This is a genomic window from Duganella sp. FT27W, from assembly GCF_009295655.1.
In the GTDB taxonomy this organism is placed as follows: domain Bacteria; phylum Pseudomonadota; class Gammaproteobacteria; order Burkholderiales; family Burkholderiaceae_D; genus Rugamonas; species Rugamonas zoogloeoides.
This window is the reverse complement of record NZ_WHIV01000001.1, coordinates 1,324,270-1,346,993: the sequence shown is the minus strand read 5'-3', so window position 1 is coordinate 1,346,993 and position 22,724 is coordinate 1,324,270. Positions and strand designations below refer to the sequence as shown.

Below are 22,724 nucleotides of genomic sequence, written 5' to 3'. Positions count from 1 at the left end.
AGATCCCCTATGTGGTCCACCAATTTCACTAAAAACGCCCTGGCAGGGTTGACCACGTCGTTTGCGCTGGTTCCCGAATGCATCGCTTTTGCGCTGGTTGCGCACTTGAATCCGCTGGTCGGGCTGTATGGCGCGTTCTTTATTTGCTCCATTACTGCCGTGTTTGGCGGCCGTCCGGGCATGATTTCGGGCGCTGCAGGATCGATGGCGGTGGTGATCGTGGCGCTCGTCGCCCAGCATGGCTTGCAGTATTTCCTGGCAACGGTGGTGCTTAGCGGCGTGATCATGCTGCTGTTTGGCGTGCTTCGGCTGGGCAAGCTGGTCAGCATGGTGCCGCATCCGGTGATGCTCGGCTTCGTCAATGGGCTGGCGATCGTGATCGCCTGGTCGCAGTTGCAGCATTTTCGCGTCGATGGCAGCTGGTTGCCGGGTACGGCCATGTGGTGGATGTGCGGGCTGGTGGCGCTGACCATGACCATTGTTTACATGCTGCCACGTCTGACGAAGGCGGTGCCGCCGGCGCTGGTGGCGATTGTCGGGGTGGGGCTGCTGTCGGAATTGCTGCACCTGCCGGTGCGTACGCTGGGCGACATGGCCACCATCGCCGGCGGTTTGCCGTCGTTCAGCCTGCCGCAACTGCCGCTGACCATGGAAACCTTGCGCATCGTGCTGCCGTATGCGTTATTGATGGCAGTCGTGGGCCTGCTCGAGACGCTGCTGACCTTCAACCTCACCGACGAAATCACCGAAACCCGAGGCCTGCCCGACCGCGAATGCGTGGCGCTGGGCGCAGCCAACGTCGCCTCCGGCCTGTTCGGCGGCATGGGGGGTTGCGCCATGATTGGCCAGACCATGATCAATCTCGGCTCCGGCGGGCGTACGCGGGTGTCGGGCACGGTCGCCGGCATCATGATCCTGCTGTTCATCCTGTTCCTGTCGCCGCTGATCGAGCGCATTCCGCTGGCGGCCCTGGTGGGGGTGATGTTCGTCGTTGCCCAGCAGACGTTTGCGTGGAGTTCGCTGCAAGTGCTGGGCAAGGTGCCGCGCCACGATGCGCTGCTGATTGTCGTTGTCACCTGCATCACCGTGGCGACCGACCTGGCGGTGGCAGTGCTGTGCGGGATCGTGATCGCCGCGCTCAGCTTTGCCTGGCGCCACGCGCGCGAGGTGCGCACCGAGGCCATGGTCGATGCCGACGGCGTCAAGCACTACACGCCGCACGGCACGCTGTTCTTCGCGTCGATCGCCCACTTCAACGACCTGTTTTCGCCGCAGGACGATCCGCAAACCGTGGTACTCGATTGCCGCCACCTGCGCCTGGTCGATCATTCGGCGGTGGTGGCGGTGGCGGCACTGAGCGAACGCTACGCGCGCGCCGGCAAACGGCTGCAAGTGCAGCATCTCTCTGCGCGCTGCGAGCAGTTGCTGGCACGGGCCGGCGTCTCGGTGACCGCCTGACGTGTTCGTGGTATTCTGCGCATCCTTGACAGAAAATCCACTCCAATGCAGATCGCAACCATCATCAGCCTGGCCGGCACCATCACCTGCGTGGGCCTGTTCTCGAAACAAAAGGAATGGGTGCTGGCAGCGGCCTTCGCCTTCGGCGCCGCCTTTACGGCCCTGGCTGCATTCCGGCCGTCGTTCATCCCCGGCTACCTGGTGCCCTGGTGCGCCTACACTTTCTTCGCCCTGGCTGCGGTCGAGTTCGTCCGCAAGGTCATCCTCAAATAGTTTGCTTGAATGATGGTCACAAATACATTGTTACTGTATGCTGCCAGCGCATTTCGCGGCATTTGTGTTAACCATTATCAAGAAAGAGTTTTATGAGACATTTGTTTTCTTCGTGCGCGTTTGGATTGGCGTTGGCGCTGGCTGGTTGTGGCGGCGGCGGTGGCGGCGGTGGCGATGTTGCTGCGCCAGTGGCGCCGACCATCCCTGCGGTTCCTGACACCATCACGCTGCAGAAGATCGATAATGTGGTCGGCACGGGCGCGCTGGCCGTAGCCGGGAAAACTGTTTATGTGCACTACACCGGCTGGCTCTACGATGCCACCGCGACATCGAAAAAAGGAGCGCAGGTCGATTCGTCGGCTGGCAGGTCGCCGCTTGACTTCGTCCTGGCCGGCGGCTTGGTGATCAAGGGTTTTGACGAGGGCGTGACCGGCATGAGAGTTGGCGGCAAACGTACCGTGATGATCCCGGCCAGCATGGGCTACGGCGCCACCGGCACCGGCAATGGTGTGATTCCACCCAACGCCAACCTGGTCTTCGATATCGAACTGGTGGAAGTGCGTTGACCTTTCACCGCGCACCGGATCAATAGAAATAGGGCGTCTTCTTCGCCCATGCGCTGTTGCCGTAGCGCTTGTGCAGCACGGTGAAGGCCTGTTTCGACAACGCCTTGGCGTCGTCGTCGAGGCAGCCGCCGCGCGTCGAGCGCACCACCACGTGCAGCAGCCAGGGCAGGTCGGCGTCGTTCGGCTTGCTGGCCACGCGTTGCAGCACGTGGTCGCCCAGGTAGCCGGTGGCGGTTTTCAGCGCGCCCAGTTGTGCCAGTTCCGCCTTGCGGCGCGCGGCATCCACGCCGGCCACCTGCGGCATCGGCGGCGCCTGTTCCAGCCAAACTGTTTGCATCACCCAGCCATTTTCCTGGTATTCCTGCCCGACGGCGGACGGCATCTTGCACCACATGTCGGCCCGGGTTTCATCGACCTCGCGCGGTACGTAAGGCACGGCCAGCGCCCAGGTATTGCGCATCGGGCTGAAACCATATTTGACGGCATTGAGCATCAGCCAGTGGTGGCGGTCCGGGTTGGCGACGAGCGCGCGGTACTGCCGCATCACCGGCGCCAGTTCCGGCGCATCGACTTCCACCTGCTGCGCCTCCTTCACGGCCGCCTCGTATTGGCCCGTCATGTCGAAACGCATCAGGGCGGTCAGGGCGATGCGGCCGCGTTCGTCGGCCGGCAGTTGCCGGTCAGCCGCCAGCGTCAACAGGTCGCTTGCCGCCAGCCCGGTATTGAGCCAGCGTTTGCCATCCGCTGCCAGCCGCCCGCGCGTCACCGTGTCGGGATCCTGCACTGCTGCCGGTTCGCCGGTGTCGGCATCGATCTGGTAGCCCCGGCTGCGCAGCAAATAGCGGGCGGCATCGCTCACACTGGTGGCGACAGCGAAGCGCTCCTGCAGGAACAGGTTGCGGGCGGAATCCGACGCGGTGCTCGAGAGCGCGGCGCCGGTCAGTTCCGCCTCGCTCAGCGCGCGGGCCTGGTCGGCTTTGCCGGCCAGGCGGTAATGGCGTGCCAGCGCGTAGCGCACCGTCAGGTACTCGGGCGCCGAGGGCGCCACTTGCAGCATGGCTTTTTCGAGCTCGGGCGTCAGCCGGTCGTTGATCATGGCGGCGGCGAACAGCCACGCGCGCGCCTGGGCGGCGTTGCCGTCTTTCGCATAGTGCTGCCAGCGGTCCTGCACGTGCGCCTGTGATGGCGCGCAGTCTGCGGCGACCTTGGCGGCAAATTCGCGGTTGTCTTCCGGAGAATAGGGGCTGCATTGCTGCACTGTGATCACCCAGTCGACCAGGCCTGACACCGCGCGTAGCTCGGGTTTGCCCGTGGCCGGCTCCGGCTGGTCCAGCAGGCGGTCGGCCAGGGCCAGCCAGTCGCCCAGGCGGTCGTCGCGGTACGGGTCGTTGCGCGGATCGTCAAGCAGCTTGCTGACCTGGCCGAAGCGCTCCACCGGTGTGAACTTTGCCTGCAGGATGCGGCCGATGGCGCGGCTGTCGCCGTGGCGCGCCGCCAGCGCGGGATTGGCCAAAATGCGGGCGATACGCGCCTCGACATCGGCCAGCGCTTGTTGCTGGCGCGCCTGGCGCGCCGCTTTGGCGTCGGGACTTTCCTTCGCTTGCGCTACGCGCGCCTGCCAGCGCTCGTCGGGCGTACCCGGTACGTACAGCGCGGCGCGTCCTTGCGAACGCAGCGCCAGGTAGTCGCCCCAGGCGCGCAGCGGGTGGCCTGCGGTGGCGCCGATCCGGTCGAACAGCGCGGTGCTGCGCGCGTAGTCCTCGCTGTAGAACGCGGCCGACGCCAGCTGGTACTCCTGTACCTGGCGCCAGTACAAGGGCTCGGTGGCAGCCAGCGGCGCCGGTTGCACCGGCACCCTGGGCCGCTGGAAGTAGTCCCTGCGGTCCAGCGGATCGTCGCCGCACGCCTTGAACACCTCGCGCTGGGTGGACACCCACGCCGCCAGCCGTGCCGGCGTGGCGTCAGCGCGCGCGGTCAGCTCGCCCAGCGTGCGCGTGGCAAACACATAGCTAGCCGTCGGGCAGTTCAGGTAGCTGTCGATCAGCGGATCGGCTGCCGGCGCCGGGTCCATTTCGCGCTTGAGGGCGCTGCGCACGGCAGTGCGCCAGGCGGCGTAGATTTCCCGGCCCTGGGCCTGGTCCTGCCAGCCGCCGCCACGACGCTCCTCGACCAGGGCCAGGGCGCCCGCGGGATTGGGCGCCGTTTGCAATCCCGGCGCGCCCAGCATGACGGCGCGCCACGCGGTAAACAGATTGCTGCGGACGTATGACGGCAGCACCACGCCGAGGTGCCCGCTCTGGTAGCGGCCCAGCGCGATGTCGGTACGGTTGCGGTTGACGAACGAGTCAACCGGATCTTCGCCGCCGCTGGCAACGGCGTGGCCGCCGGTAAACAACAGCAGGGCGGCAATGGCAATGGCAGGGAGCGGGCGGTTCATGGCGTGGTTCCTGGAACGGGCGGTGGAAGGGGGGATGCGGCCGACGTGCTGCGCTGCCAGGCGTAACGGTCGAACCAGTAAGTCTTGCGGTAGCGGGCGATCACCTGCGGTGCGAACGGTTCCTGCGGCGCGAAACCGGCGCTGCCCTGGCGGCAACTGGCGTGCAGCAGTTCGGGTGTGTGTTCGACGATGTGGCGCATGCGGACGTTATCGCGGCCCATGCGGAAGAACATGGGCACCACTTCGTCGGCCGGCAGGTCGTCGAGCCAGGCGGGCGAGCGGCACCACCAGGCCAGCGCGGTCACGCTCAGCTTGATCTGCGGCGGCAGTTCGGCGCGCACCCGTGCTACCAGCGCGCGGTAAAAACCGCGCTGCGACGGCTTCGCTTCCAGGTCCAGCTGCACCCAGCCCGAGGTGCTGGACTGCGCCGCTTCGCGCATGGCTTGCACGATCATGTCGGTGCGGGTGGCGATATCGACCGGCGGATTGACGGTGCTCACTTCCACGTGCAGCACCGGCGTGATGCGGGTCGTCGATGGCATCAGCGGCCAATGGGCGCGCGGGCGGGTGCGGGCGGAGGGTCCGGTGAGCAGGATGTGGCGTTGCAGGACCGCCGCCTCGGCGGTGGACCATGACGGCAGCACGGCGCTGTCCCACAGCCAGGCCACGGCCGGCGCCGGAGTGTCGGCGCGGGCGCCTGCGCAGGCCAGCAAGACGATCAGTAAGGGAATTGGGGAGAACCACGACATCGGATGGGGCAGGCTGAAACTCGGTGCCCCATTTTACCGATATTTATCAAATAAACAAAATAGCTTATTTGGCTCCGGATGCGGTGCGGATACAAAAACGCCCGGCGCGCAGGCCGGGCGTTTTACCTGTTGCGCGTTGGCGCGACAGAATTACTTGCTTGGGTAGACGATGTCGTCGCGGCGGTTTTGTGCGCGCGATTCATCATCGGAACCGGTAGCTTTTGGCTTTTCTTTGCCGTAGCTGATGGCTTCCATCTGGCCGTCTTTCACGCCTTGTACTTTCAGGGCGGTGATCAGGGCTTGTGCGCGCTTCTGACCCAGGGCCAGGTTGTACTCGGCGCTGCCGCGGTCATCGGTGTTGCCTTCGACTTTGATCGACACGTTAGGGTTGGCAGCCAGGAATTTACCGTGGTCGGCAACCAGGCCGTCGAATTCTGGCTTGACAGTGTACTTGTCGAAGTCGAAGTAGACGCTACGGTTTTTGTAGATCGAGCTGTTTGGGTCCAGGTAGGCGGCCAGTGGCGCTTGTACCGGTGCAGCGACTGGCGCTGGTGCCGGGGTAGGCGCCGGAGCAGCTTTGACTGGCTCAGGTGCTGGAGCTGGTGCAGGTGCTGGGGTCGAGCATGCGCTCAGCAGGGCTACGGTGCAGGCTGCCAGCAGGATGTTGGTGTTTTTCATCGATATACTCCCGATTCGAATTATGTTGTGGGGCACACTAAAGGGTGTGAGGCTGTCAAGCCAGCCGCGACCAATATTATATAAGGGTTTCTCTGATTATAATTGGCGCGCTGCATTATTTTTTGAGCCATGGCGCGAAGGGAGTCAAATCGGTCCCCCTTTCGACGTACCACGCGCGGCGCGCCATGTCGAACTGCGCGCCCAGTGCCTTCACCGCATCCTTCTCCTGGTAACTGGCAGTCAGGTAGTGGCGGCCCGGTGCCGCAGCAGCCGCTGCCTGCTGCGCCTGGTTGCGCGTGATGGCGGTGTCGGCGGCGGTGTTGCATTGCGGCAGGCGCAAGCGTGCGAGGAAGGAACTGCGGGCAGCAGTGTCGGATGGCGACAACAAAGTCAGTTTCAATCGTGCGCGGGTGGCGGCCACGTAGAACAGGTTTTCCTCGTCGCGGCGCGGTTGCTGGGGATGCGGGAATTCGTCGGCCTGCAGATATGGCAGGATCACGTGGTCGAATTCCTTGCCCTTGGCGTTGGCCACGCACTCGATCAGCACGGCCTTCGGCGCGCGCTTGCGGCGGACAAATGCTTCGCGGGCGTTCATGGCGGCCCAGAAGTCGGCCAGTCCCAGCCCGGACGCGGCCGCCCACGCCAGCAGGCCGTCCACCGACTTGTTGACCACGCCGGCGTCGTACGGGCGCACGAAGATGCGCCGTGCGGCAGCCACCAGCTGTACCCGTTCGCACAATTCGGTCAGGACCTGCGCCGCCGGCGTGGCCGGGTCCAGCGTGGCCAGCCAGGCGATGGCGTCGATCACGGCGCGCTTGGTGGTCACGCTGGCGACGTCGCGCCAGGTGGGTTCCACGCCGTCGCGATGCTCGTCCTCGATCAGGAACAGTTCGCCCAGCAGGTCGGGCGACTTGGCGATTTGCGTCTTGAAGTGGTCGATGCGGCGGGCCGTAAAAGCCATTTCGGAAAACGCCACCAGGGCATCGACCACGGCGCCGCGCACCTGTTCCGATTTGACGGCGCGAAAATCGCGCAGCGCGATAGCCAGCATGCCGCGCAAGAACAGGATTTCGTCGCGCTGCAGGTAGCCTGCCATGGCGGGCGTGCAGTAGTCGATGTCGGCTTCGATCAGGGCGTTTTCGATGGCCACCGACTGGTGGCGGTCGCGGATGAGGATGGCGCAGCCGTCGAGCGCATGGCCGTCCGCCTTCCAGCGTTTGACTGCTTCCACCACCTGGCGTGCGCAGTGGGCAGCGTCGTCGTAGTGGGGCTGGCTGATCTCGGTGCGCAGCGGCAGGTTCGATTCCACCGGTTTGTCCTTGAAGGCGGCCATGGCGTACGCCAGGTGCGGACCGTGACGGTAGCTGAAGGTCAGCGGGTAGCGCGCCAGTTTCGGGAACCGTGCCGCGAAGCGCTGGTTCAGGTAGGCGTCGCTGGCGCCCAGCCTGGCGTAAATTACCTGGTCGCGGTCGCCGGCGCCGACGAAATAGCATTGCGGACGGTCGATCAGCGCTTCGAGGATGCGGAACGCCGCCTCGTTCAGGTCGTGCAGCTCGTCGCACAGCACCAGCCGGTAGTCGGGGAACTGTTCGGCCAGGCGCGCGCCGCCCACCAAGTTGCAGGCCAGGTCGTAGGTGGCGTCGAACGGTCCGCGCAGCAGGGCGCCAGCGCCGCCGTCCAGCCGCAGCGCCTCGTATTCCAGCGTGGTCAGGTAGTCGGCCACCGGCACGCCCAGCTGTTCGGCTGCTTCTTCCACGTCCATGAATTCGACGTCGGCGTCGAGCGCCATGGTGGCCTTGAGCGTCAGTTGCGCTTCGAGGAACTGGCTGACAGCGATGCTGTGGGTGTGCAGTTCCAGGCTGTCGAGGCGGCCGGCGTAGCGTTCGCCGACGCGGTCCATGGCGGCGAGCGCCAGTTGCTTCAACTGGCGCGGCTCGGTGCAGGTGCGCAGGCCGTCGCCGTCGATGGCGTCGAGCTGGCGCGCGCTGAAGTCCTCGAACGTCAGCACATCGACGCGCTCGGCCAATGTGGGCGGCACGCCCACGTCCAGCAGCCGCTGGCGCATGACATCGCGCGCCTCGGGCGTAAAGGTAAGGGTCAGGATCTGCTCGGGCGGGAGTTTACGGGCCAGCGCTTCGCCAATGCGCAGGGCCAGCGTGGTGGTCTTGGCGGCGCCGGCGTTGGCGTCCACCAGCGTGACCCGGTTTTGCGACAGCTGGATCGCGCGCTGCTCGAGGGTGGGGATCAGGCCGCGCGGGGTGAAGCGGGGTTGGCTCTGGAGTGGCGGAGACTGGGTAGCATTCATCCGCTACATTATAGCGACCGGCGCGGACAAACCCGCGTTGTTCCCCTTGACTGCGCTGAACACCGGCTCCAGGCGCGCGGTCGCACCCTCGATGAACTGGGCGCTGAACACGCGGCGGTCGGGCGTGGCGGCGGCATTGTCGCTGCGGTCGATGACGGCGCACAGCAGTTCGGCGGCCGCCATCGCCATCTTGGGCATCGGCTGGCGCAGCGTGGTGAGGTTGTAGCTGAGCCAGTTGGACGGTTCGACCGCATCGAAACCGGCCACCGACAATTGGCGCGGCACATCGATGCCCAGTTCGTGGCGGGCGCAATCGAGGCAGCCGATGGCCATCACGTCGCTGCCGCAGATGATCGCGTCCGGCACCGCGCCCATGGCGCTGATCAGGGCGCGCAGGCCGGCCGCGCCGCTCGGGTAGTCGGACTGGCCCGGCACCACCATGGGCGGCGGGAGACCCAGTTCGGCCAGACGCTCGCAGGCGCCGCGCCGGCGTTCGTTGGCGACGGTGGAATCCTCGTTGCCGGCAATGATGCCGAAGCGGCGGTGGCCGGCGGCGGCCAGGCGCGAGACCAGCATGCGGCCGGCTTCGCGGTGGTCGCAGGTGACGGTGTTGACGGCGCGTTCGCGCACGGTGCGGTTGAATAGCACCAGCGGCATCTGGCGCCGTTCGAATTCGGCGATGTGGTCGGCGGTGAGGCGGGCGGCGGCGATCACGCCATCGACCTGGTACTGCCACACTTCGGACAGCACGCGATCGACGTCGGTCTCCTTCGGCAGCGTGAACAGCAGCACGCGCTTGCCGCGTGCCCCTATTTGCTGGCTCAATTCGCCAAGCAGTTCCGGGTAGTGCAGGTTGGCCTGGCTGGCGATCAGCACGGCCACGATGTTGGAGCGGCGCGTGATCAGGCTGCGCGCGGCGGCATTGGGAATGTAGTCGAGCAGGGCGGCGGCCTTCATCACCCGGGCCAGCGTGGCCTCGGAGACGCTGGCCCCCTGCTGGAAGCAGCGCGATACGGCGGACTGCGACACCCCTGCCACCAGCGCCACATCATACGAGGTCACACGACGTGCCTCGCGGGCGATCAGGGCTTTGTGGGCGATGGCGGTAGTCTCCACGCACGGCTTTATTTTGGTCATTGTCTCGTGGTTGGCGCAGGGACGGACCCGGACGAGCCGGGCATTGCCGCGCCAGCGGTTGTATTGCAAGGAGCTTAATCAATAAATTACCGCAAGGCAATATCAATTGCACCTAGTTCTTACTTATAGGGCATTTCTATGTGGAAATTACTTACGTATTGCTCCAGGCGCGATGTAATGTGTTGCAGCACCGCCGCAATTTCTTCTGCAGCAGGCAGTTTTCTGCTAATTTTCCTGCTAAAATACCGCCCCTTTATCAGTTGAAGGGGCGACATGGCCAACGCATGCGGCGTCGATTTCGGTACGTCAAATTCCACGGTGGGTTGGGTACGTCCCGGCCACCCCGTGATGCTCGGCCTGGAAGACGGCAAAACCACCTTGCCGTCGGTCGTGTTCTTTAACGCCGACGAGGAAGAAGTCAAGTTCGGCCGCGCGGCGCTGGCCGATTACCTGGCCGGCTACGAGGGCCGCCTGATGCGCTCGCTTAAAAGCCTGCTCGGCACCAGCCTGATCGACGGCCAGACCGAGGTCGGTGGCCGCGCGCTGCCGTTCCGCATGTTGCTGGCCCAGTTCATCGGCGAGATCAAGCACCGCGCCGAGCGCGCCGCCGGCCGCCAGTTCAACTCCGCCGTATTCGGCCGCCCCGTGCACTTCATCGACGACAGCGCCGCCAACGACCAGCTGGCCGAAGACACGCTGGCCGAGATCGCCCGCTCGGTGGGCTTTACCGACATCGCCTTCCAGTTCGAGCCAATTGCCGCCGCGTTCGATTACGAGTCGCAGATCGACCGCGAAGAACTGGTGCTGATCGCCGACATCGGCGGCGGTACGTCCGACTTCTCGCTGGTGCGCCTGTCGCCCGACCGCGCCAAAAAAGCCGAGCGGCGCGACGACATCCTGGCCAACGGCGGCGTCCACATCGGCGGTACCGACTTCGATAAATACCTGAGCCTGGCTGCGGTGATGCCGCTGCTCGGTTTCGGCAGCAAGCTGCGCAACGGCAGCGAAGTACCATCGAGCTACTTCTTCAACCTGGCCACCTGGCATACCATCAACCAGGCTTACACCAAGAAGATGTGGACCCAGCTGGCCGACCTGCTGCGCGATTCGGCCGAACAGGAAAAGCTGGGCCGCCTGCAGCGCCTGATCGACGACCGCGCCGGCCACTGGCTGGCGATGAAATCGGAAGAGGGCAAGATTGCGCTGTCCGGCGCCGAGCGCCACCTGCTGGAACTGGACCGCCTGACGCCGGCGGTGACGATCGAGCTCGACCGCACTCGGTTCGACGACGCCATCAGCCACCTGGTCGGTTCGGTGGAAACCACCGTGCTCAACTTGCTGCGCGACGCCGGTGTCACGCCGGACCAGGTCGATACCGTGTTCTTCACCGGTGGTTCGAGCGGCGTGCGCATGCTGCGCGAGCGCATTGCGGCGCTGGTGCCGGGTGCGCGCAAGGTCGAGGGCGATCTGTTCGGCAGCATCGGCGCCGGGCTGGCGCTCGATGCGGTGCGCAAGTTCGGCGGCGCCCATGCTTGACCAGCCGATCGTGATGCTCGACTTCGAGACCACCGGCCTCTCGCCCGTGATGGGCGACCGCATCACCGAGGTGGCGGCGCTGCGCATTGTCGGCGGCGAGGTGGTCGAGCGTTATGTTTCGCTGATCAACTGCGATGTGCGCATCCCGTCGTTCATCACGGGACTGACCGGCATCACCCAGGCCATGGTGGACAGCGCGCCGCCGGTGCACCGCGTGCTGCCGGAACTGCTGGACTTTATCGGCGGCGACACGCTGTCGGCCCACAACGCCAGCTTCGACGAGAAATTCCTGCTGGCCGAGGCCGCGCGCCTGAACCTGCAGGCGCGCCACCAGTCGCTGGTGTGCTCGCTCAAGCTGTCGCGCCGGGTGTTTCCGCAACTGCCCAGCTACAAGCTGGGCCAGCTCTCCAGCCAGCTCGGCATCCGCTTCAAGAGCGCGGCCCACCGGGCCGAGTCCGATGCCGAGGTGGCCGCCCAGGTGCTGATCCATATCGGCAAGCATATCGGATCCACGTACGGCATCGCCGCCGTCGATCCGGCGCTGCTGGTGTCGGTCAACAAGCTGGCCGCCGCCAAGGTCCACCAATTTCTCCTGAAACAGCAATCGGCATCCCGGGCAGCGGTCTGACCCGCTCTAGCCGTAACGGTCCCGGACTCGTTTGACTCCGCGCAAACGCCGGACTCGGGCGGGTTTTACACTTTAGTCAACTTTGTTGCAAAGATGACTAGAGGTGTGCCATGAATAACCAACGCTCGGCCAGGGATGGCTACGACAGTTACCTGTGGTACCGGTCTGCCGCCGAGCGTGGCGATCCCTACGCCCAGTTCAACCTCGGCCTGCTCTACAAGCACGGGCGCGGCGTGGCCCGCGACGACCGCCAGGCCGCACAGTGGTTCCTCAAGGCGGCGCTGCAAGGGCTGGCATTCGCCCAGAACCATCTTGGTGTGCTGTACTACAACGGGCGCGGCGTGCCGCCCAGCGACCGCGCGGCCGTGCGCTGGTTCCGCCGCGCCGCCGGCCAGGGCGACGCCTCGGCCCAGCAAAACCTGGCCCTGATGTACAAAAAGGGACGCGGCGTGCCGCGCAACGACGAAGCCGCGCTCTCGTGGTGCTACCTGGCGTCCGAGCAGGGCGTGGCCAGCGCCCAGACCCTGCTGGGCCTGGCCTATTCCAGGGGCATTGGCGTGCGCCGCAACGACGCGCTGGCGCTGGCCTGGTTGCGCAAGGCGGCGCTGCAAAACCATGCCGGCGCCCAGCTCAATCTCGGCCTGATGTACAAGAAGGGGCAGGGCGTGGCAAGCTGCGACCGCCAGGCGCTGGCGTGGCTGCGGCAAGCTGCTGCGCAAAACGACCCGGTCGCGCAGCGCCTGGTCGGCGTGGCCTATGCCGAAGGCCAGGGCGTGGCGGCCGATCCGCCGCGCGCGTTTGCCTGGCTGCTGCGCGCGGCCGAGCAGGAAGATGCCGACGCCCAGTTCAACCTCGGCATCCTGCTCGCCAGCGGTCGCGCCGGCAAGGGGGGCGGCAAAGATGACTGCATCATGCGCGATGACGAACAGGCATTTTCCTGGTACTACCGCGCCGCGCAGTCGGGCCACGTGCTGGCCCAGTACAACCTGGCTGGCATGTATGCACGCGGGCGCGGCGCTGCCCGCGACGACGCGCGCGCGCTGGCCTGGTACCTGCGCGCGGCGGAGCAGGGGGCAGCCAGCGCCCAGTTCAACGCGGCAGTGATGTACGCCAACGGCCAGGGCACGCCTCGCGACGAGGTCCGAGCCGTGCTGTGGTACCGGCGTGCAGCCAGCCAGGGCGATGCCAGCGCCCAGAACAACCTGGGCGTGATGTACGCCAGCGGCCAGGGTGTGCCGGCGGACCAGCGCGTGGCCGCCAACTGGTACGCGCGCGCCGCGCGCCAGGGCCACGCGCTGGCGCAGATCAACCTGGGCGCCATGTATGGCAGCGGCCGCGGCGTGACGCGCGATCCGGCGCGCGCCTTCATGTGGATGTGCCTGGCGGCGGAAAAGGGCGAGGCGGCGGCAATCACCAACTGCACCAGGATGGCGCCGGCCATGAGCGCGGCGGCCATGGCGCGGGCGCAGGAGCTGCTGCGGCGCTGGCGGCTGCGCCAACCGGCGCAGGTACGAATGCGTGGCCGGTAAGAGCGACGCCACTATCTGCCTGCTAGCGTCTGTGACAGTGCGAACCATTTTGCGACACATTTCACCTTCGATCGCGCATTTTCGTCCCCATCGGCGTAACTATTGCCATGATGCATCTCCCAGGCGCTACAATGGGCGATCACGTTTTCACACTCCGGGTAAGCCATGCGACGTTTTACGAGCCGCGCTGTCATCGCCAGCGTCCTGACGGGTTGTTGTGCCGCCGCCAGCGCCACCGGCGTGGCGGTGCAAGTGCAGGATGCCACCGGCAAGCCGCTGCCCGACACTGTCGTGTACCTGGAGCCTGAAGGCGGCTTTGGCGCCGGCAAAGCACCGGCGGGCGCCGAGATCGAACAGAAGGGACTGAAATTCCTGCCTCTTGTGACCGTGATCCAGACCGGCGCCAGGATCAACTTCCCCAATAACGACAAGGTGCGCCACCACATCTATTCGTTCTCGCCCGCGCACAAGTTCGACCAGAAGCTGTACTCGGGCCAAGCCGCCACGCCGCAAGTGTTCGACAAGGCCGGCACCGTGGTCCTGGGCTGCAATATCCACGACAAGATGCTGGCCTACGTAAAAATCGTCGACACGCCGTATTTCGCCAAGACCGACGGCGCCGGCGCGGTGCGCATCGAGCTGCCGGCCGGCGGCAAATACACGGTGCGCGCCTGGCATTACAACACCGTGGGCGGCGCCACGCCCGAGCAGGTGGTGCAGGTCAAGGCCGGCGACGTCCTGGCCACCGCCATCTTCAAGCTGCCGATGAAGCCGCCGGCGCCCGCCGACGGCGCGGCGTCGATGTAAAGGGCACCGCATGCGCCTAGCATTTCGCAGCCTGGAGAGCCGCATCGTCACCCTGTTCCTGGTGCTGATCGTGGCGGTCCAGGTCATCGGCCTGCTGGTCATCCAGCGCGGCATCGACAACAACGCCCGCCAGGCCATCGCCGGTGAATTGAACAACGGTACCAAGGTATTCGGCCGCCTGCTCGAGCAGAATGCGCAGAACCTGCGTTTCGGCGCGCGGCTGCTCGCGCGCGACACGGCCTTCCTGGCCGCCATCGGCAACAACGAGGAGGGCGACCGCGCCACCATCGAGTCGGCGCTGGCCAACAGCGGGCGCCGCATCAAGGCGTCGATGACGATGCTGGTCAACAGCGAGCGCCAGCTCAGCGTCTCCACCAATGCCGCTCAAGCCGGAGCGCTGGCAAAAATCGTCGATGGCATGCTCGATGCGGCCGACGCGGCGGATGGCGCCAACGGCATCGCCATCGTCGAACACCGCCCGTACCAGGTGGTGGTGATGCCGGTGAAGGCGCCGATCACCATCGGCTGGATCGTCATGACGTTCCCGATCGACCGCCAGCTGGCCAACGAGATGCGCGAAGTGACGTCGCTGCACGCCACCATCGCCACCCGCGACCAGGCGGGCCAGTGGCTGCCGGCCGGTTCCACCTTCCTGGCATCGTCGGCGCAGGCCGTGACCGCGCAATTGCAGGCGCTGCCGGGCAAGGTGACGGCGGGCGGCACGTCGTTCGACCTGAACGTGGAAGAGAACCGCTACAGCGCGCGCCTGCTGCGCATCGGCGAGGACAACGGCCAGTTCGCCGGCGTGATCCTGGCCCGCTCGATCGACGAAGCCACTGCCGAATATCGCCGCCTGGAGCACTGGCTGATTCTGCTCACGCTGGGCGGCATCGCCATTTCCACGATTGCCATCGTGATTACCGCCAAGCGCATCGCACAGCCGATCAGCGAGCTGGCCGCCACCGCCCGCCGCCTGGAGCAGGGCGACTACAAGGGCGACATCGACACCAGCCGCGCCGACGAAATCGGCGCGCTGGCTGGCGCGTTCGACTCGATGCGCGAATCGATCGCCAAGCGCGAACAGGAAATCCGCCGCCTGGCGTACTGGGACACGCTGACCAACCTGCCCAACCGCGCCCAGTTCCTGCTGCTGCTCAACGACGCGCTGGCAGATGCACGCCGCCGCGAGGAGGCCGTGTTCGTGCTGATGATGGACCTCGACCGCTTCAAGCACGTGAATGACGTGATGGGCCACAGCTTTGGCGACGCGCTGCTGCGCCAGGTTGCCAGCCGGCTGCAACTGCTGCTGGTCAACCGCCTGCAATCGTCGGCGCAGGTGGCGCGCCTGGGCGGCGACGAATTCGCGGTGCTGCTGCCGGCGTCGGACCTCGACGCGGCGCAGCGCATGGCCGGCGAGATCCTGCAAACGCTGGAAGCGCCGCTGTCGCTCGACGACCAGACCGTCGATATCGGCGCGGGCGTCGGCATTGCCGGCTACCCCGAGCATGGCAACGACGGCGAGGCGCTGCTGAGCATGGCCGAAGTGGCGATGTACACGGCCAAGAGCCGCAACGACGGCGCCGTGGTGTACGACACGGCAATGGACAAGTCCAGCGACAAGAGCCTGTCGCTGCTGACGGAACTGCGCAACGCCATCGAGCGCAACGAGTTCCGGCTGTTCGTGCAGCCCAAGATCATGCTCGACACGGGGCAGGTGGTGGGCATGGAGTCGCTGGTGCGCTGGGTGCACCCCGAGCGCGGCAACGTGTTCCCCGACGAGTTCATACCGTTTGCCGAGCAGACCGGCTTTATCCGCCTGCTGACGCGGTGGGTGATGGAAAAATCGGCGGAGCTGTGCCAGCAACTGGCGGCGCAGGGCCATCACCTGAAGGTGTCGGTGAATTTGTCCACCCGCGATTTGCTGGACCAGGACTTGCCAGTCAAGTTCGCCGACCTGCTGGCGCGCCATCGCCTGTCGCCCGCATCGTTCTGCCTGGAGATCACCGAGAGCGCCATCATGGACGACCCGGTGCGCGCGCAAACCACGCTCGAACGGCTGTCGAACATGGGCGTCGATCTGTCGATCGACGATTTCGGTACCGGTTATTCGTCGCTGGCGTATCTGAAACGCTTGCCGGTCAACGAGCTGAAAATCGACAAGTCGTTCGTGCTGAACATGGAGAACGACGAGGGCGATACCAAGATCGTGCGTTCGACCATCGACCTCGGTCACAACATGGGCTTGCGCGTGGTGGCCGAGGGCATCGAGAGCGAAGCCGTGTGGCGCCTGCTGGCGGAACTGGGCTGCGACCAGGGCCAGGGCTATTTCATGAGCCGGCCGATTCCGGGCGACCAGCTGGTGGCGTGGCTGGAAAAATGGCAGGCGCCGATTGCGGTGCCTGCGGCGGTACCTGCGGCCGTGCCCGGCTACGTTACCGAATAAAAGTTTCTCTACAGGCATGCCTGGCGTGTCAAATTTGTCACACTTCAGGCTATGATCTGGTTGCCGAACACATCCGTTCTGTTCAAAAACCAAGGATCGCAATGCCACGACGACTGACCCTCTTAGCTTCCCTGATCTTGACGCAAGGCGCCGCCATGGCGCAAACCTGCAACGGCAACTGGCCGGCCATCGACTACCCGGTCACCCGCACCGTGGAGCAGCAGGACAATTACCACGGCGCCACCGTGGCCGACCCGTACCGCTGGCTGGAAGACGCCAACAGCGCCGATACCGCCGCCTGGGTGCAGGAACAGAACAAGCTCACGCAAGGTTACCTGGCACAGATCCCCGGCCGCGACGCCATCAAGGCGCGCCTGACCAAGTTGTGGAACTACGAGCGTTTCAGCGTGCCGTTCAAGGAAGGCGGGCGCTATTTCTACAGCCGTAACGACGGCCTGCAAAACCAGGCGGTGCTCTACACCATGAAGTCGCTGGCCGACATGCCGAGATTACTGCTCGACCCGAACACCCTGGCCGCCGACGGTACCGTGGCGCTGGCGGGCCTGGCGGTCAGCCCCAACGGCAAATACCTCGCGTACAGCACCGCCGCTTCGGGCTCGGACTGGAACGAGATCCGCGTGCGCGATATCGAGTCCGGCAAGGACGTGGCCGACCATATCAAGTGGGTCAAGTTCTCGAACACCGCCTGGCTGCATGACGGTTCCGGCTTCTTCTACAGCCGCTACGACGAGCCGACCGAGGCGGGCAAGCTGGCCGCCGTCAACTACTTCCAGAAGCTGTACTTCCACAAGATCGGCACGCCGCAAAGCGCGGACACGCTGGTGTACGATCGCCCGGACAACAAGGACTGGGGCTTCTCCGCCCAGGTCACCGAGGATGGCCGCTTCCTGGTGATCACCGCCTCGCAGGGTACCGAGAACAAGAACCGCGTGTTTTACAAGGATCTGAAACAGAAGGACGGCAAGGTGGTGGGCCTGCTGGAAGACTTCGACGCCGCCTACAATTTCGTGGGCAACGACGGCCAGGTGTTCTACTTCCACACCGAGCGCAACGCGCCGCGCGGCCGCATCGTTGCCATCGACGTGAAAAAGCCGGCGGTATTGAGCTGGAAGCAGATCGTGCCCGAAAGCGGCAGCACGCTGGTCTCCGCATCGCTGGTCAACAACCAGCTGCTGGTGGACTACCTGAGCGACGCCCACAGCCTGGTCAAGGTGTTCGACCTGCGCGGCAAGCCGCTGCACGACGTCAAGCTGCCGGGCCTCGGTACCGCCTCGGGCTTCTCGGGCAAGCGCACCGACACAGAAACCTTCTATTCTTACACCAGCTTCACCACGCCGGCGACCATCTATCGCCACGACCTCAAGTCGAACAAGAGCAGCGTCTATCGCCAGCCCAAGGTGGACTTCGACCCGGCCGGCTATGAAACGCGCCAGGAATTCTTCACCAGCCGCGATGGCACCCGCGTGCCGATGTTCATCGTCTCGAAGAAGGGGATCAAGTACGACGGCAGCAACCCGACCTATCTGTACGGTTACGGCGGCTTCAACGTCTCGCTCACGCCCACCTTCTCGGTGGCCAACCTGGCCTGGCTGGAAATGGGCGGCGTGTACGTGATGGCCAACCTGCGCGGTGGCGGCGAGTACGGCGAATCGTGGCACGAAGCAGGCACCAAGCTGAAAAAGCAGAACGTGTTCGACGACTTCATTGGGGCGGCCGAATGGCTGGTGTCGCACAAGGTAACGTCGCCGTCGAAACTGGCGATCGGCGGCGGCAGCAACGGCGGCCTGTTGGTGGGCGCAGCGATGACCCAGCGCCCGGATCTGTTTGCGGCGGCGATTCCGCAAGTGGGCGTGCTGGACATGCTGCGCTTCCATAAATTCACGATCGGCTGGGCCTGGACGTCCGACTACGGCTCGTCCGACAACGCCGACGAGTTCAAGGCGCTGGTGAAGTACTCGCCGCTGCACAACCTGAAAAAAGGCGCATGCTACCCGGCCACCATGATCACCACGGCCGACCATGACGACCGCGTGGTACCGGCGCACAGCTTCAAGTTCGCTGCCGCCGCGCAGGCTGCGCAGGCGGGGCAGCCGGGCGCTGCCCCGATCCTGATCCGTATCGACAGCAAGGCAGGCCATGGCGCCGGCAAGCCAACGACCAAGCAGATCGAAGAAGTGGCCGACCGCTGGGGCTTCCTCACCCGCGCCCTGCATATGGATGGCAAGTAAGGTTCGATAGCGAACATAAAAAATGGCGTGGTGGAATTACTATTGGTCATAGCTTCCACCACTGCCGATTTTATGACCACGCCTCCAACCAGTAACATTGCCATCGCCACGCGCAGCAAGCGTCAGCCCACCACGCGTATTTCGACCGGCATCCATGGTCTGGACGACATCCTGTGCGGCGGCTTGACGGCGCAGCGCGTGTACCTGGTGGAAGGCTCGCCGGGTACCGGCAAGACCACGCTGGGCCTGCAGTTTCTGCTCGAGGGCGTGGAGCGCGGCGAGACCGGCTTGTACATCACGCTGTCGGAGACCGCCGATGAACTTGACGCCGTGGCGGAAAGCCACGGCTGGGACATGGCCGGCATCGACGTGTTCGAGCTGGCCAACGATACCTCGCTCGATATCGATGCCCAGCAATCGGTGTTTCATCCTTCCGAAGTGGAACTGGGCGAGACCACGCGCAGCGTGATGGAGCGCGTCAATGCGCTCAAGCCCTTGCGCGTGGTATTCGACAGCCTGTCCGAGATGCGCTTGCTGGCGCAAAATCCCTTGCGCTACCGGCGCCAGATCCTCGCGCTCAAGCAGTTTTTCTCGCAGCGCGACTGCACCGTGCTGCTGCTCGACGATAAATCGAATACGCCCGACCAGCAGCTGCACAGCATCGCCCATGGCGTGATCAGCCTCGAGCAGATCGCCCAGGAATTTGGCAAGGAGCGCCGCCGCGTCAACGTGATCAAGATGCGCGGCACCAAGTTCCGTGGCGGCTACCACGACTACATCCTGGAGACGGGTGGCCTGAAAATCTTCCCGCGCCTGGTGGCGGCGGAGCACCATCGCCCGTACAGCGCCCATGTCAGCTCCACCGGTTCCGACGGTTTCGATGCGCTGCTGGGCGGCGGCCTGGCCTCCGGCACCAACACCCTGATCGTCGGGCCGTCCGGCATCGGCAAGACCACCATGTCGGTGCGCTGCCTGCTGTCGGCGCTCGAGCGTGGCGAGAGGGCGTCGTTCTACCTGTTCGACGAGGGACTGGGCACCTTTTTTGCCCGCGCAGCCGCGCTCGGAATGGAACTGCGCAGCTACGCCGAGAGCGGCCAGCTCAAGATGCATCATATCGATCCGGCCGAACTGGCGCCGGGCGAATTCGCCCAGATGCTGCGCGACGCCGTCGAGGGCGCAAACGTCAAGTTCATCGTCATCGACAGCCTGAACGCCTATTTGCAGGCGATGCCCGGCGAGCATTTCCTCACCTTGCAGATGCATGAACTGCTGTCGTACCTGAACCAGCAGGGCGTGACTACGGTGCTCGTGCTGGGCCAGCACGGCGTGATCGGCGAGGTGCGTACCGACGTCGATCTCAGTTACATGAGCGACACCACGGTGCTGGTGCGCTTCTTCGAATCGAACGGCAGGCTGCGCCGCGCGCTCACGGTGATCAAGAGCCGCACCGCAGACCATGCGCTGACCATTCACGAGCTGGTGCTGGGCAGCGGTGGCCTGGCCATCGGTCCGGCGCTCGAAGGTTTCGAGGGCGTGCTGACCGGCCTGCCCACCTATCGCGGCGCCACACCGATGATGGCGACCGATGCCGATGTCCGCGCCTGATCCCGCCATCGAGGAGCGGATCCTGATCCTCGCGCCCCACGGGCGCGACGCCGAGGTGATCCACCAGGTGTTGCTGCGCGACGGGTTTGCCGGCGGCGCGGTGGCCAACGTGGAGGCGCTGGTGACCGGCCTGCAGCAGGGCGCCGGCGCCTGCGTGATCGCCGAGGAGGCGCTGCGCGACTCCAGCGTCAAACAGCTGCTGGCATGGCTGGGCACCCAGGAGCCGTGGTCCGATTTTCCGTTCGTGGTGCTGGTGGCCAGGGGCGGCGGCCATACCCAGGCCGCGCGCAGCACGTTCGACCAGCTGGGCAACATCATCCTGCTCGAACGCCCGCTCAACGCCGAGACCTTGCGCAGCGCCGCCGCGTCCGCGCTGCGCGCGCGGCGGCGCCAGTACGAGTCGCGCCGCATTTTGGCCGAACGCACGCTGGCCTCCGACAGCCTGCGCGACAGCCGCGCCGAACTGCTGCAACTGAACGAGACGCTCGAATCGCGCATCGAAGAACGCACGCGGGCACTGGCGCAGGCCAACGACCGCCTGATGAACGAAGTGATCGAACGCGAACGGGTGCAACTGGCCATGGTGCAGTTGCAGAAAATGGAAGCGGTCGGTCGTCTCACGGGCGGCATCGCCCACGATTTCAACAACCTGCTCAACGTCATCCAGGGCAGCATGGACCTGATCCTGCTGCTGTCGCAAGATCCCCATGCGCGCAACAAGGCCGAGGTGGCGCGCCGCGCCTGCGAGCGTGGCGGCAAGCTGACCAGCCAGTTGCTGGCATTTTCGCGCAACCAGCGCCTGAATCTTCGTGCCACGCCGGTGCGCGCCATGTTCGACGGCGTGCGCGAACTGATGGCCACGTCCCTGGGAAGCGGCGTGAAGCTGGTGTTCGAGGTGGCCGACGATGTGGGCCTGGTCATGGCCGACACCAACCAGATGGAAATGGCGCTGCTCAACCTTGCCATCAACGCGCGCGACGCCATGCCAGGCGGCGGCAGGCTGGCGGTAAGCGCCAGCGTTACCAGTGCGCCGGAAGGCTTGTTGCCGCCGGGCCGTTACTGCCGCATCGCTGTCACCGACAATGGTCCCGGCATCGACCCGGCCATCATCGGCAAGGTGTTCGAGCCGTTCTTCACCACCAAGAGCGTGGGCAAGGGCACCGGCCTCGGATTGAGCCAGGTGTACGGCATGGCCCAGCAGTCGGGCGGCACGGCGCGCATCGTGGGCGCCGACGGTGGTGGCACCACCATCGAGATCTGGCTGCAACTGGCGCAGCAGGCCGAGGCAGAGGCAGGCGTGCCGCTGGCGATCGCCCCCAAGCCGGCCGGCGCCGGCGTGCGCATCCTGGTGGTGGAAGACGACAAATCGGTGCGGCAGTCGATGGTGGAACTGCTCGAGACGCTGGGCTACCAGGTGAGCCAGGCCGACGACGGCGAAGCGGGCCTGCGCGAACTGCGCCGCGCCAAGCCGCACCTGATGATCACCGACTACCTGATGCCCGGCATGACCGGCGCCCAGCTGGTCGCTGCCGCCAACATCGAATTCCCCGGCCTGCCGATGATCATCGCCACCGGCTACGCCGACATGGAAGCGATCGACGCGGTCATCGGTGACAACACCGTGCTGCGCAAACCGTTCCACCTGGGGCAGCTGGCGGCAACCGTCGATCAGGCGTTGCGGCGGTAGCGTAAACTTTACTGGTGTTCAGCGGTGGATCACCACCATCAATGCCTTCGCCTCGGTCTTGCCCACGTTGCGGATCACGTGCTGCATATCGGCCGGGTAGCGTGCCGTGGCGCCGAGTTTGACTTTTTTCTTGTCTGCGCCAACTTCCACTTCCACCGAGCCATGCAGCAGGGTCAGGTGTTCCTGGGCGCCGGGGTCGTGGCCTTGCGAGGCCAGTTCGCCGCCCGGGGCCAGGGTCAGTTCGTACCATTCGTATTTGCCGGCCAGTTCCATCGGGCCGAGGATGCGCAGCACGTAGCCGGCGTGGTTGCCGGGCAGGGTGGGGGTTTCGTGGGCTTCCAGCACGCGGATGGTGGCAGTTTCCTTTTCGGTTGAAGCCAGCAGGTCGCCGATCGGCACGCCCAGCGCGTTGGCCAGGCGCCAGGTGATCGCAATCGTCGGATTGGCTTTTTCGCGCTCGATCTGCGAGAGCATCGATTTCGAAACGCCGGCAATGCGCGAGAGATCCTCGAGCGTGAGGCCGCGCGCCAGGCGCAGGCGTTGCAGGGCGGCGCCGACTTCGGGCGGGGCGTTCGTCGAAACGGGTGTTTGCATTGTTTTATTCGGCGGATGGACTAAATTGCTGGTGAGTCTGTCG

The 22,724-nt window shown here is 65.4% G+C and carries 17 protein-coding genes; 11 read left to right on the top strand and 6 right to left on the bottom strand.

Going from position 1 to position 22,724, the window contains the following annotated elements; all coding sequences use genetic code 11:
- The first annotated feature begins 9 nt into the window (after positions 1-9).
- The 3 genes from F8197_RS05705 (at position 10) to F8197_RS05695 (ending at position 2,297) form a co-directional block, all read left to right on the top strand.
- Positions 10-1,458 (top strand): SulP family inorganic anion transporter, encoded by a 1,449-nt coding sequence (locus tag F8197_RS05705; protein WP_152880634.1) that lies wholly within the window; start codon positions 10-12, stop codon positions 1,456-1,458.
- Between the two features lie 45 nt (positions 1,459-1,503).
- Positions 1,504-1,731 (top strand): hypothetical protein, encoded by a 228-nt coding sequence (locus F8197_RS05700; RefSeq protein WP_056144959.1) that lies wholly within the window; start codon positions 1,504-1,506, stop codon positions 1,729-1,731.
- A 92-nt stretch (positions 1,732-1,823) separates the two neighbouring features.
- Positions 1,824-2,297 carry an FKBP-type peptidyl-prolyl cis-trans isomerase gene (locus tag F8197_RS05695; RefSeq protein WP_152880632.1) on the top strand — a complete coding sequence of 158 codons (474 nt, stop codon included), beginning with the start codon at positions 1,824-1,826 and terminating at the stop codon, positions 2,295-2,297.
- A gap of 19 nt (positions 2,298-2,316) precedes the next feature.
- Here the strand turns inward: F8197_RS05695 and F8197_RS05690 are convergent, their stop codons facing one another.
- From F8197_RS05690 to F8197_RS05670, 5 genes are all read right to left on the bottom strand, one after another.
- On the bottom strand, positions 2,317-4,734 hold the full coding sequence (locus tag F8197_RS05690) for a hypothetical protein (protein WP_152880630.1): 2,418 nt from the start codon (positions 4,732-4,734) through the stop codon (positions 2,317-2,319).
- On the bottom strand, positions 4,731-5,483 hold the full coding sequence (locus F8197_RS28510; protein ID WP_227012083.1) for a hypothetical protein: 753 nt from the start codon (positions 5,481-5,483) through the stop codon (positions 4,731-4,733). The genes F8197_RS05690 and F8197_RS28510 overlap by 4 nt, the downstream gene beginning before the upstream one ends.
- Before the next feature lie 150 nt (positions 5,484-5,633).
- Positions 5,634-6,161, bottom strand: a complete 528-nt coding sequence (pal, locus tag F8197_RS05680; protein WP_152880628.1) for a peptidoglycan-associated lipoprotein Pal — start codon at positions 6,159-6,161, stop codon at positions 5,634-5,636.
- Positions 6,162-6,276: 115 nt separating this feature from the next.
- Positions 6,277-8,466: an ATP-dependent helicase gene (locus F8197_RS05675; protein ID WP_152880626.1), complete on the bottom strand. Its 2,190-nt coding sequence runs from the start codon at positions 8,464-8,466 to the stop codon at positions 6,277-6,279.
- A 3-nt stretch (positions 8,467-8,469) separates the two neighbouring features.
- Positions 8,470-9,603, bottom strand: coding sequence for a LacI family DNA-binding transcriptional regulator (locus tag F8197_RS05670; RefSeq protein ID WP_152880625.1), 1,134 nt, complete (start codon positions 9,601-9,603; stop codon positions 8,470-8,472).
- 273 nt (positions 9,604-9,876) lie between these two features.
- Between F8197_RS05670 and F8197_RS05665 the strand changes: the two genes are divergently transcribed.
- From F8197_RS05665 to F8197_RS05630, 8 genes are all read left to right on the top strand, one after another.
- The gene (locus F8197_RS05665) at positions 9,877-11,139 is read left to right on the top strand and encodes an Hsp70 family protein (RefSeq protein WP_152880623.1); all 1,263 of its coding nucleotides are present in this window, start codon (positions 9,877-9,879) and stop codon (positions 11,137-11,139) included.
- On the top strand, positions 11,132-11,767 hold the full coding sequence (locus F8197_RS05660; protein ID WP_152880621.1) for a PolC-type DNA polymerase III: 636 nt from the start codon (positions 11,132-11,134) through the stop codon (positions 11,765-11,767). The genes F8197_RS05665 and F8197_RS05660 overlap by 8 nt, the downstream gene beginning before the upstream one ends.
- Positions 11,768-11,877: 110 nt before the next feature.
- A complete protein-coding gene (locus tag F8197_RS05655; protein ID WP_152880619.1) occupies positions 11,878-13,296 on the top strand; it encodes a tetratricopeptide repeat protein in 1,419 nt (472 codons plus the stop codon).
- 165 nt (positions 13,297-13,461) lie between these two features.
- Entirely contained in the window at positions 13,462-14,103 is a 642-nt protein-coding gene (locus tag F8197_RS05650; protein ID WP_152880618.1) for a methylamine utilization protein, read from the top strand.
- 10 nt (positions 14,104-14,113) lie between these two features.
- Positions 14,114-16,546, top strand: coding sequence for a bifunctional diguanylate cyclase/phosphodiesterase (locus F8197_RS05645; RefSeq protein WP_152880616.1), 2,433 nt, complete (start codon positions 14,114-14,116; stop codon positions 16,544-16,546).
- A gap of 101 nt (positions 16,547-16,647) precedes the next feature.
- Positions 16,648-18,795 carry a prolyl oligopeptidase family protein gene (locus F8197_RS05640; RefSeq protein WP_227012082.1) on the top strand — a complete coding sequence of 716 codons (2,148 nt, stop codon included), beginning with the start codon at positions 16,648-16,650 and terminating at the stop codon, positions 18,793-18,795.
- A 72-nt stretch (positions 18,796-18,867) separates the two neighbouring features.
- On the top strand, positions 18,868-20,400 hold the full coding sequence (locus F8197_RS05635) for an ATPase domain-containing protein (RefSeq protein WP_152880614.1): 1,533 nt from the start codon (positions 18,868-18,870) through the stop codon (positions 20,398-20,400).
- Positions 20,381-22,087: a response regulator gene (locus F8197_RS05630; protein ID WP_152880612.1), complete on the top strand. Its 1,707-nt coding sequence runs from the start codon at positions 20,381-20,383 to the stop codon at positions 22,085-22,087. The genes F8197_RS05635 and F8197_RS05630 overlap by 20 nt, the downstream gene beginning before the upstream one ends.
- 18 nt (positions 22,088-22,105) lie before the next feature.
- On the opposite strand, the gene F8197_RS05625 is transcribed toward F8197_RS05630, so the two are convergent.
- The gene (locus F8197_RS05625; RefSeq protein WP_056144995.1) at positions 22,106-22,681 is read right to left on the bottom strand and encodes a helix-turn-helix domain-containing protein; all 576 of its coding nucleotides are present in this window, start codon (positions 22,679-22,681) and stop codon (positions 22,106-22,108) included.
- Positions 22,682-22,724 lie beyond the last annotated feature (43 nt).

Coding starts and splice junctions, on each gene's coding strand:
- F8197_RS05705 (WP_152880634.1), top strand. CDS start 10: ATGTGGTCCACCAATTTCACTAAAAACGCCCTGGCAGGGTTGACCACG.
- F8197_RS05700 (WP_056144959.1), top strand. CDS start 1,504: ATGCAGATCGCAACCATCATCAGCCTGGCCGGCACCATCACCTGCGTG.
- F8197_RS05695 (WP_152880632.1), top strand. CDS start 1,824: ATGAGACATTTGTTTTCTTCGTGCGCGTTTGGATTGGCGTTGGCGCTG.
- F8197_RS05690 (WP_152880630.1), bottom strand. CDS start 4,734: ATGAACCGCCCGCTCCCTGCCATTGCCATTGCCGCCCTGCTGTTGTTT.
- F8197_RS28510 (WP_227012083.1), bottom strand. CDS start 5,483: ATGTCGTGGTTCTCCCCAATTCCCTTACTGATCGTCTTGCTGGCCTGC.
- pal (WP_152880628.1), bottom strand. CDS start 6,161: ATGAAAAACACCAACATCCTGCTGGCAGCCTGCACCGTAGCCCTGCTG.
- F8197_RS05675 (WP_152880626.1), bottom strand. CDS start 8,466: ATGAATGCTACCCAGTCTCCGCCACTCCAGAGCCAACCCCGCTTCACC.
- F8197_RS05670 (WP_152880625.1), bottom strand. CDS start 9,603: ATGACCAAAATAAAGCCGTGCGTGGAGACTACCGCCATCGCCCACAAA.
- F8197_RS05665 (WP_152880623.1), top strand. CDS start 9,877: ATGGCCAACGCATGCGGCGTCGATTTCGGTACGTCAAATTCCACGGTG.
- F8197_RS05660 (WP_152880621.1), top strand. CDS start 11,132: ATGCTTGACCAGCCGATCGTGATGCTCGACTTCGAGACCACCGGCCTC.
- F8197_RS05655 (WP_152880619.1), top strand. CDS start 11,878: ATGAATAACCAACGCTCGGCCAGGGATGGCTACGACAGTTACCTGTGG.
- F8197_RS05650 (WP_152880618.1), top strand. CDS start 13,462: ATGCGACGTTTTACGAGCCGCGCTGTCATCGCCAGCGTCCTGACGGGT.
- F8197_RS05645 (WP_152880616.1), top strand. CDS start 14,114: ATGCGCCTAGCATTTCGCAGCCTGGAGAGCCGCATCGTCACCCTGTTC.
- F8197_RS05640 (WP_227012082.1), top strand. CDS start 16,648: ATGCCACGACGACTGACCCTCTTAGCTTCCCTGATCTTGACGCAAGGC.
- F8197_RS05635 (WP_152880614.1), top strand. CDS start 18,868: ATGACCACGCCTCCAACCAGTAACATTGCCATCGCCACGCGCAGCAAG.
- F8197_RS05630 (WP_152880612.1), top strand. CDS start 20,381: ATGCCGATGTCCGCGCCTGATCCCGCCATCGAGGAGCGGATCCTGATC.
- F8197_RS05625 (WP_056144995.1), bottom strand. CDS start 22,681: ATGCAAACACCCGTTTCGACGAACGCCCCGCCCGAAGTCGGCGCCGCC.